The organism is Pseudomonas entomophila (assembly GCF_029193575.1).
Taxonomy (GTDB): domain Bacteria; phylum Pseudomonadota; class Gammaproteobacteria; order Pseudomonadales; family Pseudomonadaceae; genus Aquipseudomonas; species Aquipseudomonas entomophila_G.
The window spans coordinates 569,157-582,812 of record NZ_JARGCS010000056.1; the positions used below are offsets into that span (position 1 = coordinate 569,157).

At 65.8% G+C, this 13,656-nt stretch carries 16 protein-coding genes; 9 read left to right on the plus strand and 7 right to left on the minus strand.

Annotated features, from left to right (window positions below; all coding sequences use genetic code 11):
- Positions 1–83: 83 nt before the first annotated feature.
- Positions 84–746: a glutathione S-transferase family protein gene (locus tag P0Y43_RS26340; protein WP_275640174.1), complete on the minus strand. Its 663-nt coding sequence runs from the start codon at positions 744–746 to the stop codon at positions 84–86.
- Between the two features lie 146 nt (positions 747–892).
- Between P0Y43_RS26340 and P0Y43_RS26345 the strand changes: the two genes are divergently transcribed.
- The 3 genes from P0Y43_RS26345 (at position 893) to P0Y43_RS26355 (ending at position 4,573) form a co-directional block, all read left to right on the plus strand.
- Entirely contained in the window at positions 893–1,201 is a 309-nt protein-coding gene (locus P0Y43_RS26345) for a hypothetical protein (protein WP_275640175.1), read from the plus strand.
- Positions 1,202–1,246: 45 nt separating this feature from the next.
- Complete coding sequence (locus P0Y43_RS26350; protein ID WP_275640176.1) at positions 1,247–1,492, plus strand: TIGR02647 family protein; 246 nt, start codon at positions 1,247–1,249, stop codon at positions 1,490–1,492.
- Positions 1,493–1,708: 216 nt separating this feature from the next.
- On the plus strand, positions 1,709–4,573 hold the full coding sequence (locus tag P0Y43_RS26355) for a class I adenylate cyclase (protein WP_275640177.1): 2,865 nt from the start codon (positions 1,709–1,711) through the stop codon (positions 4,571–4,573).
- A gap of 129 nt (positions 4,574–4,702) precedes the next feature.
- Here P0Y43_RS26355 and rnk read toward each other — a convergent pair whose 3' ends face one another.
- From rnk to cyaY, 3 genes are all read right to left on the minus strand, one after another.
- A complete protein-coding gene (gene rnk / locus P0Y43_RS26360) occupies positions 4,703–5,113 on the minus strand; it encodes a nucleoside diphosphate kinase regulator (RefSeq protein WP_275640178.1) in 411 nt (136 codons plus the stop codon).
- A gap of 129 nt (positions 5,114–5,242) precedes the next feature.
- Positions 5,243–5,464, minus strand: a complete 222-nt coding sequence (locus P0Y43_RS26365; RefSeq protein WP_275640179.1) for a DUF1289 domain-containing protein — start codon at positions 5,462–5,464, stop codon at positions 5,243–5,245.
- A gap of 1 nt (position 5,465) precedes the next feature.
- Complete coding sequence (gene cyaY / locus P0Y43_RS26370; RefSeq protein WP_275640180.1) at positions 5,466–5,798, minus strand: iron donor protein CyaY; 333 nt, start codon at positions 5,796–5,798, stop codon at positions 5,466–5,468.
- A gap of 310 nt (positions 5,799–6,108) precedes the next feature.
- On the opposite strand from cyaY, the gene lptM reads away from it, so the two are divergent.
- Genes lptM through P0Y43_RS26400 form a run of 6 tightly spaced genes read left to right on the plus strand, consistent with a single transcriptional unit; the run spans position 6,109 to position 10,722 of the window.
- Positions 6,109–6,318 (plus strand): LPS translocon maturation chaperone LptM, encoded by a 210-nt coding sequence (lptM, locus tag P0Y43_RS26375; protein WP_275640181.1) that lies wholly within the window; start codon positions 6,109–6,111, stop codon positions 6,316–6,318.
- Positions 6,319–6,327: 9 nt separating this feature from the next.
- Positions 6,328–7,575 (plus strand): diaminopimelate decarboxylase, encoded by a 1,248-nt coding sequence (gene lysA / locus P0Y43_RS26380; RefSeq protein WP_275640182.1) that lies wholly within the window; start codon positions 6,328–6,330, stop codon positions 7,573–7,575.
- A 4-nt stretch (positions 7,576–7,579) separates the two neighbouring features.
- Positions 7,580–8,410, plus strand: a complete 831-nt coding sequence (gene dapF, locus P0Y43_RS26385) for a diaminopimelate epimerase (RefSeq protein ID WP_275640183.1) — start codon at positions 7,580–7,582, stop codon at positions 8,408–8,410.
- 13 nt (positions 8,411–8,423) lie between these two features.
- Positions 8,424–9,131, plus strand: a complete 708-nt coding sequence (locus tag P0Y43_RS26390) for a DUF484 family protein (RefSeq protein ID WP_275640184.1) — start codon at positions 8,424–8,426, stop codon at positions 9,129–9,131.
- Positions 9,131–10,030 (plus strand): tyrosine recombinase XerC, encoded by a 900-nt coding sequence (gene xerC, locus P0Y43_RS26395; protein WP_275640185.1) that lies wholly within the window; start codon positions 9,131–9,133, stop codon positions 10,028–10,030. Before P0Y43_RS26390 ends, xerC begins: the two co-directional genes overlap by 1 nt.
- The gene (locus tag P0Y43_RS26400; protein WP_275640186.1) at positions 10,027–10,722 is read left to right on the plus strand and encodes an HAD family hydrolase; all 696 of its coding nucleotides are present in this window, start codon (positions 10,027–10,029) and stop codon (positions 10,720–10,722) included. The genes xerC and P0Y43_RS26400 overlap by 4 nt, the downstream gene beginning before the upstream one ends.
- A gap of 153 nt (positions 10,723–10,875) precedes the next feature.
- Here P0Y43_RS26400 and sutA read toward each other — a convergent pair whose 3' ends face one another.
- The 3 genes from sutA to glnK all read right to left on the minus strand — a co-directional run bounded on the left by sutA (position 10,876) and on the right by glnK (position 13,404).
- The gene (gene sutA / locus P0Y43_RS26405) at positions 10,876–11,205 is read right to left on the minus strand and encodes a transcriptional regulator SutA (RefSeq protein ID WP_275640187.1); all 330 of its coding nucleotides are present in this window, start codon (positions 11,203–11,205) and stop codon (positions 10,876–10,878) included.
- Between the two features lie 481 nt (positions 11,206–11,686).
- Positions 11,687–13,021, minus strand: coding sequence for an ammonium transporter (locus P0Y43_RS26410; protein WP_275640188.1), 1,335 nt, complete (start codon positions 13,019–13,021; stop codon positions 11,687–11,689).
- Between the two features lie 44 nt (positions 13,022–13,065).
- Positions 13,066–13,404: a P-II family nitrogen regulator gene (gene glnK / locus P0Y43_RS26415; RefSeq protein WP_002555808.1), complete on the minus strand. Its 339-nt coding sequence runs from the start codon at positions 13,402–13,404 to the stop codon at positions 13,066–13,068.
- Between the last annotated feature and the right edge of the window lie 252 nt (positions 13,405–13,656).

A 13,656-nucleotide genomic window follows, 5' to 3' on the forward strand; every position in this document is an offset into this window, starting at 1 on the left:
ACCAGGCCGCTCCCACACAGGACACCTCTGACCCTGAGGGAGCGGTCTTGTGCCGCGATGGGCCGCGCAGCGGCCCCCTCCGATCACCGCTTGTTACGCATCATCTCCATGAACATCGGCATCTGCGCCTCTTTATCGGCCACGATCCGCCGCATGTGCTCGCTCTCCCCCAGCAGCTCCAGCAATGCCTTCGCCTGCGGGAAGTCCGCCAGCAAGTCCAGGTTCAATACTTTCTTGCCCACGGCACAGGCCAGGTCGACCGAGAAGCAGAACATCAGGTCGGCGATGGTCAGTTGCCCACCCGCGATATAGGGTGCGAAACACCCATTGCGCTTGATCGCGGCAAAGCCCGCCAGCAACTCGCTGCGCGCCCTTTCCTTCACCAGGGGCTCCACCGCCGTGCCAAAGAACGCTTCGGCGTAGCAGGTGCGCGCCGGCAGCTCGATGTACAGCTCGACCTCCTTGAGCAACTCGCGCACCTTGGCGCGCTCGTAGGGGTCGGTCGGCAGCAGCGGCTTGCCGGCCTGGGTCTCTTCGAGGTATTCGAGGATCACCCCGGTCTCGCTCAGGTACTGGCCCGCCTCGGTCTCCAGCGCCGGCACCTTGCCGCGCGGGCTGATGGCCAACGCCTGCGGGGTCTGCCCGGCGAAGAACGGCACTTCCTCGAAGGGCACGCCCTTCTCCAGCAAGGCCAGCTTGACCATGTTGTAGTAATTGCTGACCGAGAATCCGTGAAGCTTGAGCATGGGTTACAGCCTCCAGGCCGTGTGGGGATGGCCCGGCTGTTATAGCCGCCTGGCCGGCCCATCGCCAGTGTCATGGGCGGCGTCGATGACCGGGCATTGCCGACGACGGCGTGGCACACTGTGCATCCCATCACTGGAGCTGCGCCATGAGCGAACACGACGACATCGATGCCAACGAGGAAGAAGCCTTCGTCGAGGCGACCCTGACCCAGGCCATCGAAAACCAGATAGAGAGCGGCGAGCCGCCGGCCGCCAAGGCCATCTTCAACAAGCTGACCCTGGTTGGCTACGAACGCGAAGACATCCTCAACCTGATGGCCCATGTGTTGGCCATCGAGATCGACGCGATGCTCGACGAGGACCGCCCGTTCAACGGCGAATGGTACGAAACTGCCCTGCGCGCCCTGCCGGAATTGCCACCTGAGGCAAATCAAGGCGACGACGCCGAAGCGTGACTACACTGCTGACTTCCATCCTTGTCTGGAAGTCAGGAGTCGCCCATGTCCTTCACCCCCGAATTCGTTGCCGAACTGGAAGTGCTCGCGCTGTTCAACCTCGACAGCCACCAGGAAGGCATCAAGGTCCACAGCAACGCCTCACCCGCCTTGATCGCCGCGGCCAAGCGCCTGCATGAAAAGCAACTGACCGACCAGCCCGACGGCGGCTACCTGACCAGCCTGGGGCTGGATGCCGCGCAGAGTGTGCAACAGTTGTTGACCATCCTCAGGAATACCGAGACCGCGTAAGGCTTTCGGGCCACGCCGTTTTCATCGCGGGGCAAGCCCGCCGCCACAGGTACTGCGCCGCCCCTGAGATCCGCGGCGTGCCTGTGGCAGCGGGCTTGGCCCGCAGTGAAACCGCCCCGCTGGAAAAATGGCGTCAAAATGCCATTCCCCTCTTATCCGCTCCCACCACTCAGGATAAACTCGCCCATGCTCCCCTGACCTGCCCCCGAGTGCGCGATGCCCCATCCCCACGAAATCCGCCCCGACCTGGACGAAGGCATCGACCGCAAGGTGCTGGCGACCCTGCGCGGGCGATTCATGCAGCTCAACCAGGGGCGTCTGGCGCGGGCGATGGAGGGGCTGTCCAGCCGCCAGCAGCAGGTGCTGACCCTGCTGCCGCTGTTCTTCCATGTCAACCATCCGCTGCTGCCCGGCTACGTCTCCGGCAGCACCCCGGCCGGGGTGTCCAACTTCGAACCGGACGCCGAATTGCTCGCCGAGGCCCAGCGCCTGACCCGCTCGTTCACCTACAAGGCCCGCCACGGCAACGCGCCACGGCCGATCCGTGGCCTGTTCCTGATGGGCAGCCTGGGCACCCTGGCCCAGGCCGAGCAGAGCGACATGGACCTGTGGGTCTGCCACGCCCCAGGCCTGAGCGAGGAGGCCCTGGCCGAACTGCGCCGCAAGTGCCAACTGCTCGAAACCTGGGCCGCCAGCCAGGGCGCCGAGGCGCATTGCTTCCTGATCGAACCGCAGGGCTTCGTGCAGGGTGAGCGCGACAGCCAGCTCAGCTCCGACGACTGCGGCACCACCCAGCACTACCTGCTGCTCGACGAGTTCTACCGCACCGCGATCTGGCTGGCCGGGCGCACACCGCTGTGGTGGCTGGTGCCGGTGTACGAGGAGCACAACTACCAGGCGTACACCCAGACCTTGCTGTCCAAGCGCTTCATTCGCGCCGCCGACGACCTCGACCTCGGCCACCTGGCGCACATTCCGCCCGGCGAGTTCATTGGCGCCGGCCTGTGGCAACTGTTCAAGGGCATCGACTCGCCGTACAAGTCGCTGCTCAAGCTGCTGCTCACCGAGGCCTATGCCAGCGAGCACCCCCAGGTGCGCTGCCTGAGCCTGGAGTACAAGCGCGCGGTGTTCGCCAACCGCCTGGACCTCGACGAGCTCGACCCCTACGTGATGGTGTACCGGCGCATCGAACAGTACCTGCAAGGCCGCGGCGAAACCGCCCGCCTGGAACTGGTGCGGCGCAGCCTGTACCTGAAGGTGAACAAGAAGCTCAGCGGCCTGAACCGCGCCCGCAGCGGCGGCTGGCAGCGCGACCTGCTGGCACGGCTGACCGCCGAGTGGGGCTGGGACGAGCGCCAGTTGGCGCTGCTCGACAGCCGCAGCCAGTGGAAAGTGCGCCAGGTCGCCCTGGAGCGTCGTGAACTGGTGGCCGAGCTCAACCACAGCTACCGCTTTCTCGGCCAATTCGCCCGCAACCAGAACGCCAGCAGCCGCGCCGACCAGCGCGACCTCAACGTGCTTGGCCGGCGCCTGTACGCGGCCTTCGAGCGCCGCGCCGGCAAGATCGAGGTGATCAACCCCGGTATCGCCCCGGACATGGCCGAAGACACCCTGACCCTGGTGCAGTCGCCCAATCGCAAGGAGCCGGGCACCCACCATTGGGGCCTGTACAACGGCAACCTGGGCGTCCACGAATGGGAGCACTTCAGCCCGATCAAGCGCTGCCGTGAGTTGCTCGAACTGCTGACCTGGGCCCACCGCAACGGCGTGATCGACAGCAGCACGCGCCTGGCCCTGCACCCGGGGGTCAGCGACCTGAGCGAGTTCGAGCTGTTCAACCTGCTGGGCAGCCTGCAACAGAGCATTCCCTTGCCGCTGGAGACGGTCAGCGAGATCCGCCTGCTGCAACCGAGCGTGGCCGACGAGGTGCTGTTGCTGGTCAACGTCGGCGTCGACCCGTTGCGCCACCACCGCGACCTGAACATCCTGATGACCACCGAACGCACCGACTCGCTGAGCTACGCCGGGGTGCGCGAAAACCTGGTGCTGACCCTCGACCAGGTCACCCTCAACAGCTGGAACGAAGTGCTGGTGCAGCGCTACGACGGCGAGCACGCGCTCCTGCGCTGCGTGCGCGACTTCCTCAACAGCCTCGGCCAGCGTAACCATCGCCCGCGGGTGCGGGTGCGCTGCTTCTGCCACAACCGCGCCCAGGCCATCGCCCAACGGGTGGAGGAGATCTTCGACACGGTGCAGTTGCTGCTCGACCAGGGCTTGAACCACCGCTACCTGCTACAGGTGGCGCAATACACCCATGTGCTGGAGTTGCTGCCAGGCCAGGTCGCCCTGGCCACCCTCGACGACCACGACGCAGTGCTCGCCTACCTGAGCGAGGAACGCAGCCAGTACAGCCCGCTGCACCTGGACGGCAACGCCCTGCAGGACCACGACCTGTCGCTGCTGCTGGAGCAGGGCCGACCGCGTTGCATCCAGGTGTTCTACCGCCTGCTCGATGGCTGGGCCGACCTGTACGTGCTGGACGAGCACAACGCCCTGTGGCAGCAGCGCCTGCCGCTGCACGACGAGACCCACTTGCTGCTGCCGTTGCAGCGTTTCCTGCGATCGGTGGTGGTGCGCCGGGACGCGCAGCTGCCGCTGGACAGCCTGCAGCAGGCGTCGCTGGAGATTCTTTATTACCAGCTATTGCCCAATGGCCAAGGCAAGGCGCGCGCCCTGGAGCAACGCCCCGTGCCGCTGGTCGATGGCGATCAGCCGTACTACGAAGTGCAGGCGATTCTGCAGGCCGGCACCGGCGATGGGGTGCACGTGACCCTGTATTGCGACCAGCAGGAGTTTTCCGAGCTGGAGCATGGCGACCAGCTGTATGCGGTGGTGGCCCGGCAGATCCTGCGCCAGCGCCGAGGCGCGGGGAGCTACCGTTGCTACATCACCGACCTGGACCTGTCCGAGCTGCTGGAGGACGAGCAGGGCTCGACGGTGCTGTACCTGCGCTACAAGCGCGAGCTGGAGCAGGCGTTGAACGATGGTCTGGAGCAGTTGCAGGCGACCCTGGAGCCCTGACCAGCGTCTTCGCGGGGCAAGCCCGCTGGCTCCTACAGGCACCCGCAGTTCTTAGGGCCAGCGGTGAACCTGTAGAGCGGGCTTGCCCCGCGATGAGGCCTGCGCAACCCTCCCACCACCCCGATGGGATCAGAGGTCGTAGTCACCCGCCGCTTCTGGCTGGTACTCCACATCCAGCAGCTTGAGCTTGAGCGTCTTGCCACCCGGCGCCGGCCAGTCGATCTGGTCACCCACCGACAGCCCCAGCAACGCGCAACCGATCGGCGCGAGGATCGACACGCAGCCTTCAGGCCCGGCGTCCTTCGGGTACACCAGCGTCAGGTGGTAGTCCTTGCCACTGGCCTCCTCACGGCAGTGCACCCGTGAGTTCATGGTCACCACACCCGCCGGTACGTCCTCGTGGCCCACCACCTGCTCGGCGCGGTCGAGCTCGTCCTGCAGGGCAAGCACGCCCGGCGTGCTCTCGTCGAGGCTGTCGAGCAAGCGCTCCAGGCGCTGCACGTCCAGGCGGGTGAGGATGAGGGAAGGCTTGGTGCTCATGATCCAGTCAGACTCCTTTCAGGCGATTTTCCGGCCGTCGATAAAGCAAAACCCCGCCCAAGGGCGGGGTTTGCGAATGCTTCCGGCAGCGCCGGCACAGGCCCGACACTAACACAGCCGGGCAAATACTCAAGCCTGTGGCGTCAACGCCCGCAGCGCCTGGGCCTCACGGCAAATCTGCCGGCGCCGTTCGTCGTCGGCGGCACGCCACTCGCGGATGTGCTCGACATGGCGGAAACAGCCGGTGCACACCCGGCGCTCGTCCAGCCGGCACACGCTGATGCACGGCGATGGCACCGCCGGGCTGACGTTGCTGTACAGCGGCTTGGGTGGCCGGGTCTGCTCGCTCATCTCAGATCTCGTCGAAGTCCAGCTTCTCGCCGGCCCGCTCCCAGACAATGCGCTCGAGCATCTCGCCCAGCAATTCTTCGCTCTTCTCGCACACCCACTTGCCGCTTTCTTCGTCGTAGTCGAAGTGGAAACCACCCGAGCGGTCGGCCAACCACAGCTGGCGCAGGGGCTCCTGGCGGCTGAAGATCAATTGGCTGCCGTTTTCGAACTTGACGGTCAGCACGCCGGCGGAGTTTTCCATGTCCAGGTCCAGGTCGCTCTCATCGAACAGGTCTTCGATGGCCTGTTGGGTGGCATCGACCAGGTCATGGAAACGCGCTTCGCTCAAACTCATAGCAGGTACCTCGAAAATGGCTGCACACATGCAAGCCGCGCACGATACGGGCGGTTGGCGCCGAATGCAAAGATTAGCGTCCGTCCATTTCAGCCCAATCGCAGGGCACGCCCGCTGCCACCGGTGCAGCGTTCTACCTCCAGGGCAGCGGTATGGCTGTGGAAGCGGGCTCGCCCCGCGATAGGGTCGGCACGAACACTACAGACTAGCCTTTCGCGCCCCGCCCGGCGGCCCGTCCCTCGCATAGGCAATCCGCCGGTCGCTCGGTATACTCGGGCGCAATACTGCATATTTCAAAGGATTTCCCCCAATGAAGCGCCTGATTTCCTCCCTCGCGGCGCTGGTCGCGGTGGCCTGCCTCGTTTCGGCCTGCGGTCAGAAAGGCCCCCTGTACCTGCCCGAAGACGGCAAGGACGGCAAAGGCCCGCGCAAGTCGTCGCACCAGCACGCTCAACCGGCCAAGCCCGCCCAGCCGCAGGCGTCGGAACAAGAGCAGCCCGAGCCGTCGCCAGCGCAGTAAGGAAATCCAATGGACGCATTCAACTACCGCGACGGCCAGCTGTTCGCGGAAGGCGTGGCCCTGCCGGCCATCGCCGAACGTTTCGGCACCCCTACCTACGTGTACTCGCGCGCCCACATCGAAGCCCAGTACCGCAGCTACGCCGATGCCCTCGAAGGCACCCAAGGCCTGGTGTGCTTCGCCGTCAAGGCCAACTCCAACCTCGGCGTGTTGAACGTCCTGGCACGCCTGGGCGCGGGCTTCGACATCGTCTCCGGCGGTGAGCTGGAGCGCGTGCTGGCGGCCGGCGGGCGCGCCGACCGCGTGGTGTTCTCCGGTGTCGGCAAGACCCGTGAAGACATGCGCCGCGCCCTCGAAGTGGGCGTGCACTGCTTCAACGTCGAGTCCGCCGACGAACTCGAGCGCCTGCAGCAGGTGGCCGCCGAGATGGGCGTGCAAGCCCCGGTCTCGCTGCGGGTGAACCCGGACGTCGACGCCGGCACCCACCCCTACATCTCCACTGGCCTGAAAGAGAACAAGTTCGGCATCGCCATCACCGACGCCGAAGACCTCTACGTGCGCGCCGCGCACCTGCCGAACCTGGATGTGGTCGGCGTCGACTGCCACATCGGCTCGCAGCTGACCACCGTCGAGCCCTTCCTCGACGCCCTCGACCGCCTGCTGGCCCTGGTCGACCGCCTCGCCGAATGCGGCATCCACCTGCGTCACCTGGACCTCGGTGGTGGCGTCGGCGTGCGCTACCGCGACGAACAGCCGCCGGTCGTGGCCGACTACATCAAGGCCATCCGCGAACGCGTCGGCAGCCGTGACCTGGCGCTGGTGTTCGAGCCGGGCCGCTACATCGTGGCCAACGCCGGCGTGCTGCTGACCCGCGTGGAATACCTCAAGCACACCGAACACAAGGACTTCGCCATCATCGACGCGGCGATGAACGACCTGATCCGCCCGGCGCTTTACCAGGCCTGGATGGGCGTCAGCGCCGTGCAGCCGCGCGCAGGCCAGGGCCGTGCCTACGACCTGGTCGGGCCGATCTGCGAGACCGGCGACTTCCTGGCCAAGGAGCGCGAACTGAACCTGGCCGAAGGCGACCTGCTGGCCGTGCAGTCCGCGGGCGCCTATGGTTTTGTCATGAGCTCGAACTACAACACCCGTGGCCGTTGCGCCGAAGTGCTGGTCGACGGCGACCAGGCCTTCGAAGTGCGCCGCCGCGAGACCATTGCCGAACTGTTCGCCGGCGAAAGCCTGCTGCCGGAGTGAACCCATGCTGCTGCGTTTCACCAAGATGCACGGGCTGGGCAACGACTTCATGGTCCTCGACCTGGTCAGCCAGCACGCGCACATCCAGCCCAAGCATGCCAAGCAATGGGGCGACCGCCACACCGGCATCGGCTTCGACCAGTTGCTGATCGTCGAGGCGCCGAACAACCCGGAAGTGGACTTCCGCTACCGCATCTTCAACGCCGACGGTTCCGAGGTCGAGCAGTGCGGCAACGGCGCGCGCTGCTTCGCGCGCTTCGTGCTGGACAAGCGCCTGACCGCGAAGAAGCGCATCCGCGTCGAGACCAAGGGCGGCATCATCGAGCTGGACGTGCAGAACGACGGCCAGGTGTGCGTCGACATGGGCCCGCCGCGCTTCATCCCGGCCGAGATTCCCTTCGTCGCCGACGAGCAGGCCCTGAGCTACCCGCTGGAAGTCGACGGCCAGGTCCACGCGATCGCCGCAGTGTCCATGGGCAACCCGCATTCGGTGCTGCGCGTCGACGACGTGCGCACGGCCCCGGTGCACCAACTGGGCCCGAAGATCGAGCACCACCCGCGCTTCCCGCAGCGGGTCAACGCCGGCTTCATCCAGGTCGTCGACCGCCACCGCGCCTACCTGCGCGTCTGGGAGCGTGGTGCTGGCGAGACCCAGGCCTGCGGCACCGGCGCCTGCGCCGCCGCCGTGGCCGCCATCAGTCAGGGCTGGATGGACTCCCCGGTGTCCATCGACCTGCCCGGTGGCCGCCTGAGCATCGAATGGGGCGGCCCCGGCAAGCCGGTGCTGATGACCGGCCCCGCCGTCCGCGTGTACGAAGGACAGGTTCGTCTCTAAGCGAGTAACCGCCATGACCGATCAGCCAAAGGCCCAACCGCTGCCCGCCACCGACCTCGACGCCGAGTCGGTGGTGGCCTACTTGCGCGCCCACCCGACCTTCTTCGCCGAGCACGACGATCTACTGGTCGAGCAACGCATCCCCCACCAGCGCGGCGACAGCGTGTCGCTGGTGGAGCGCCAGCTCAAGCTGCTGCGCGACCGCAACATCGAGATGCGCCACCGCCTGTCGCAACTGATGGACGTGGCCCGCGACAACGACCGGCTGTTCGACAAGACCCGCCGGCTGATCCTCGACCTGCTCGACGCCAGCACCCTGGAAGACGTGGTGATGGCGGTCGAAGACAGCTTGCGCCGGGAATTCCAGGTGCCCTTCGTCAGCCTCATCCTGTTCGGCGACAACGCCGCCCCGGTGGGGCGCTGGGTCAGCAGCAGCGAGGCGCAACAAGCGATCGGCGGGCTGCTGGGTGGTGGCAAGACGGTCAGCGGCAACCTGCGCGAGCACGAGCTGATGTTCCTGTTCGGCGATGAACACAAGGACGTCGGCTCCAGTGCCGTCGCCTCGCTGGAGCACCAGGGCCTGCATGGCGTTCTGGCCATCGGCAGCCGCGACCCGCAGCACTATAAAAGCAGCGTGGGCACCCTCTTCCTCGGCTATATCGCTGAAGTGCTTGGCCGCGTGGTCCCGCGCCTGACCCAGCCGCTGCGCCCGGTGCGCTGATGGAGCGCCAGCTGGAGGCTTATTGCGCGCACCTGCGCAACGAGCGCCAGGTGTCCGAGCACACCCTGCTGGCCTACCGCCGCGACCTGGAAAAGGTCATCGAATTCTGCAACGCCCAGGGCATTGCCGGCTGGACGGCTCTGCACGTGCCGCAACTGCGCCAACTGGTGGCGCGTCAGCACCATCATGGCCAGTCCTCACGCAGCCTGGCACGCCTGCTCTCAGCGGTGCGCGGCCTGTACCGCTACCTCAATCGCGAAGGCCTGTGCCAACACGACCCGGCCAATGGCCTGAGCCCGCCCAAGGGCGAACGCCGCCTGCCCAAGGTGCTGGACACCGACCGCGCCTTGCAGTTGCTCGATGGCGGGGTCGACGACGACTTCATCGCCCTGCGCGACCAGGCCATCCTCGAACTGTTCTACTCCTCGGGCCTGCGCCTGTCGGAGCTGACCCACCTCGACCTGGAACAGCTCGACCTCACGGGCGGGCTGGTGCAGGTGCACGGCAAGGGCAGCAAGACCCGCGTATTGCCCGTCGGCCGCAAGGCCCGCGAGGCGTTGCTGGCCTGGCTGAAAGTCCGTGGCATCAGCGCCCCGCGCGACAGCGCGGTGTTCGTCAGCCGCCAGGGCACGCGCCTTGGCCCGCGAGCCATCCAGATGCGGGTCAAGGTCGCCGGCGAACGCGAGCTGGGCCAGCACCTGCACCCGCACATGCTTCGCCATTCCTTCGCCAGCCACCTGCTGGAATCGTCCCAGGACCTGCGCGCGGTGCAGGAGATGCTTGGCCATGCCGACATCAGCACCACGCAGATCTACACCCACCTGGATTTCCAGCACCTGGCCGCGGTGTACGACAGCGCCCACCCCCGGGCCAAACGCAGCAAAGGCACAGACTCATGAGCATCAAGCTGATCACCTTCGACCTGGACGACACCCTGTGGGACACCGCGCCGGTGATCGCCAGCGCCGAGACCGTCCTGCGCGACTGGCTCGCGGCCAACGCGCCGAGCCTGGGCGGGGTGCCGGTCGAGCACCTGTACGCGATCCGTGAGCGCCTGGTGCAGGCCGAACCGGGCCTCAAGCACCGCATCAGCGCCCTGCGCCGCCGCGTGTTGTTCCATGCATTGGAAGACGTCGGCTACAGCGAGCAGCACGCGCAGGCGCTGGCCAACGAAGGGTTCGAAGTGTTCCTGCATGCCCGCCACCAGGTGGAGGTGTTCCCCGAGGTGCAGCCGGTGCTGGAGATCCTGCGTCATCACTACGTGCTGGGCGTGGTCACCAACGGCAATGCCGACGTGCGCCGCCTGGGCCTGGCCGACTACTTCCGCTTCGCCCTGTGTGCCGAGGACCTGGGCATTGGCAAGCCGGACCCGGCGCCGTTCCTCGAAGCCCTGCGCCAAGGCGAGGTCGAGGCTGGCGCCGCCGTGCACATCGGCGACCACCCCGGCGACGACATCGCCGGCGCCCAGCGCGCCGGGCTGCGCGCGATCTGGTTCAACCCCCAGGGCAAGGCCTGGGCCGGCGAGCAGGCGCCGGATGCCGAGATCCAGCGGCTGTCGCAGTTGCCCGACGTGCTGGCGCGCTGGCGCTGACACCCACTCGCGGCCCATGAATCTACCCCGCCCATGAGATCGGCGCTGTACCGGTAGGCGCGGGCTTGCCCCGCGATGAGGCCCGCAGGAACACCCAAACCCCACCCACAAAAAAGCCCGCAGCGACGGCGGGCTTTCTTGCATCTCAACCACTCAGATCGGGCGGCTGCCGTACTTGTTGTCCGGCTTCTTGGGTGGGTCGGCGACCACGTTCGCCTCGACCTCTTGAACCTTGCCGCCACGCGCCAGGAACTCTTCCATGGCCCGCGCCAGAGCGTCACGCTCTTTCTGCTTGGCTTCCATGCTCGGCATCTCGTCTACCGAAACCGCCGCCTTGGACTTGCCCTTGGCCGCAGGTGCGGGGCTGCTGTCGTCGTCGCCAGCGTCTTCGGCGCCGTCGTCGGCCGCAGCCTCCATGCCCTCATCGCCCTCGTCTTCGTCGCCTACCTCGAGGTCGTCATTTTCCAGATCGTCGTCGCTCATGTTCTACCTCATGACTTGCGAAAAGCAGGTTAGTTATAGACCAGTGCTGCCGTAGACCGGCGGCCACCGGTGAAAATTCAACTGGCCGTGGGTTGGCCACTGCCTTGGGTGTCCGACCCCTGATGGGAGCCCTTCACCCAGCAGGCCCTTGCTCCTGGCAGGGCCTGACGAAATCTTTTGGCTACCTTGCTGGCCATGCGCTATTGGCAAGCCTAGCAAAGGGCAGCGAAGTGTGTGGACAGCTCGTCAAACACCCTTCGGCGCGCATTCTAGCGCGCTTGCGGAAAAAGCAAAGCACCAGAAACACCCGGTGCCGTGTAAGTTTTTTGCACAAGGCGCGAACGTGCCGGATTAACCGTTTGCCCCTCGGAAAACAGCCGGAAAAAAGGCTTTTGCACACAGCGTGGGAAATCTTCATGCACTTTCGCCAAGGCAAAAAAATGCCCAGCATGAGCTGGGCAAGTTTTTTACCGCGTGGCGGTTACAGGTTGTAGCCGCGCTCGTTGTGCTGAGCCAGGTCGAGGCCGACCGACTCTTCTTCTTCGGTGACCCGCAGGCCCATCACGCCATCCAGCACCTTGAGGATCACGTAGGTGACGATGGCGGTGTAACCAACGGTGAAGATCACGCCTTTGGCTTGTACCCAGAACTGCGCGCCGATGTCTTCGACGGTGCCGAAGCCGCCCAGCGCAGGGGCTGCGAACACGCCGGTCAGCAGCGCGCCGACGATACCGCCGATACCGTGCACGCCGAAGGCGTCCAGCGAGTCGTCATAGCCCAGCTTGCGCTTGAGGCTGGTGGCGCAGAAGTAGCAGATCACACCCGCCACCAGGCCAATCACCAAGGCGCCCATCGGGCCCACGGTGCCAGCGGCCGGGGTGATGGCCACCAGGCCCGCGACCACGCCGGAAGCGATGCCCAGGGCGCTCGGTTTGCCGTGGCTGATCCACTCGGCGAACATCCAGCCCAGCGCCGCGGCGGCGGTGGCGATCTGGGTCACCAGCATGGCCATGCCGGCGGTGCCGTTGGCGGCGGCGGCGGAGCCGGCGTTGAAGCCGAACCAGCCAATCCACAGCATGGCCGCGCCCACCAGGGTGTAGCCCAGGTTGTGCGGGGCCATCGGGGTGGTCGGATAGCCTTTGCGCTTGCCCAGTACCAGGCAGGCCACCAGGCCCGCGACACCGGCGTTGATGTGCACCACGGTGCCGCCCGCGAAGTCCAGTACGCCCCAGTCCCACATCAGCGCGCCGTCACCGCTCCAGACCATGTGCGCGATCGGCGCATAGACCAGGGTGAACCACACGCCCATGAAGATCAGCATGGCGGAGAACTTCATGCGCTCGGCGAAGGCGCCGACGATCAGCGCCGGGGTGATGATGGCGAAGGTCATCTGGAAGGTGATGAACACCGCTTCAGGGAACAGCGCGGTGGCCGAGGTCAGGCCCGACGGCGTGACGCCGCTGAGGAAGGCCTTGGAGAAGCCGCCGATGAAGGAATTGAAGTTGAGTACGCCCTTTTCCATACCGGTGGTATCGAAGGCCAGGCTGTAGCCGTAGATCACCCACAGGATGCTGATCAGGCCGGTGATGGCGAAGCACTGCATCATCACCGAGAGCAGGTTCTTGGACCGCACCATGCCACCGTAGAACAGGGCCAGGCCCGGGATGGTCATGAACAGTACCAATGCCGTGGCGGTGAGCATCCAGGCGGTATCGCCGGAGTTCAGTACCGGGGCAGCAGCCTCCTCTGCCAGGGCCAGGCCCGGCATTACGAGGGACAAAAGGGCTCCTAGCCCTGCGATCTTACGCAGAGTCATGTTGTTTTCTCCTGGGGCGTTGGGTTTGGTGAGGCTGTTGTTACTTAGATCGCGTCGGTATCGGTTTCGCCGGTACGGATGCGGATCGCCTGCTCCAGATTGACCACGAAGATCTTGCCGTCACCGATCTTGCCGGTGTTGGCGGCCTTGGTGATGGCTTCGATCACACGGTCGAGGTCCTTGTCGTCGATGGCGACGTCGATCTTGACCTTGGGCAGGAAGTCGACGACGTACTCGGCGCCGCGATACAGCTCGGTGTGGCCTTTCTGACGGCCGAAGCCCTTGACCTCGGTCACGGTGATGCCCTGCACGCCGATTTCCGACAGCGACTCGCGCACGTCGTCCAGCTTGAACGGCTTGATGATGGCAGTGACTAGCTTCATGAAACTCTCTCCCGATTTGGTGGACTTGCCCCAGGAAAACAAACCCGTCTCAAGTCTAAGCGCAGCGCCTGGCTTTGTAACGCGTCGTCGGTTCCATTCCCCCTCGCCCGCGCACATCGGGGCGGTGGCGAAGGACCTTACGGCTCGGCCCGCGCACTGCCTGGTCTCAAGGGACTGCATCAGTGCATGGCTCGGGCAGGTCTTTGCAGAAACCTTGCCAGGTCGCGCAAAGCACCGGAAAACAAGCAGTTG

Coding starts and splice junctions, on each gene's coding strand:
- P0Y43_RS26340 (WP_275640174.1), bottom strand. CDS start 746: ATGCTCAAGCTTCACGGATTCTCGGTCAGCAATTACTACAACATGGTC.
- P0Y43_RS26345 (WP_275640175.1), top strand. CDS start 893: ATGAGCGAACACGACGACATCGATGCCAACGAGGAAGAAGCCTTCGTC.
- P0Y43_RS26350 (WP_275640176.1), top strand. CDS start 1,247: ATGTCCTTCACCCCCGAATTCGTTGCCGAACTGGAAGTGCTCGCGCTG.
- P0Y43_RS26355 (WP_275640177.1), top strand. CDS start 1,709: ATGCCCCATCCCCACGAAATCCGCCCCGACCTGGACGAAGGCATCGAC.
- rnk (WP_275640178.1), bottom strand. CDS start 5,113: ATGAGCACCAAGCCTTCCCTCATCCTCACCCGCCTGGACGTGCAGCGC.
- P0Y43_RS26365 (WP_275640179.1), bottom strand. CDS start 5,464: ATGAGCGAGCAGACCCGGCCACCCAAGCCGCTGTACAGCAACGTCAGC.
- cyaY (WP_275640180.1), bottom strand. CDS start 5,798: ATGAGTTTGAGCGAAGCGCGTTTCCATGACCTGGTCGATGCCACCCAA.
- lptM (WP_275640181.1), top strand. CDS start 6,109: ATGAAGCGCCTGATTTCCTCCCTCGCGGCGCTGGTCGCGGTGGCCTGC.
- lysA (WP_275640182.1), top strand. CDS start 6,328: ATGGACGCATTCAACTACCGCGACGGCCAGCTGTTCGCGGAAGGCGTG.
- dapF (WP_275640183.1), top strand. CDS start 7,580: ATGCTGCTGCGTTTCACCAAGATGCACGGGCTGGGCAACGACTTCATG.
- P0Y43_RS26390 (WP_275640184.1), top strand. CDS start 8,424: ATGACCGATCAGCCAAAGGCCCAACCGCTGCCCGCCACCGACCTCGAC.
- xerC (WP_275640185.1), top strand. CDS start 9,131: ATGGAGCGCCAGCTGGAGGCTTATTGCGCGCACCTGCGCAACGAGCGC.
- P0Y43_RS26400 (WP_275640186.1), top strand. CDS start 10,027: ATGAGCATCAAGCTGATCACCTTCGACCTGGACGACACCCTGTGGGAC.
- sutA (WP_275640187.1), bottom strand. CDS start 11,205: ATGAGCGACGACGATCTGGAAAATGACGACCTCGAGGTAGGCGACGAA.
- P0Y43_RS26410 (WP_275640188.1), bottom strand. CDS start 13,021: ATGACTCTGCGTAAGATCGCAGGGCTAGGAGCCCTTTTGTCCCTCGTA.
- glnK (WP_002555808.1), bottom strand. CDS start 13,404: ATGAAGCTAGTCACTGCCATCATCAAGCCGTTCAAGCTGGACGACGTG.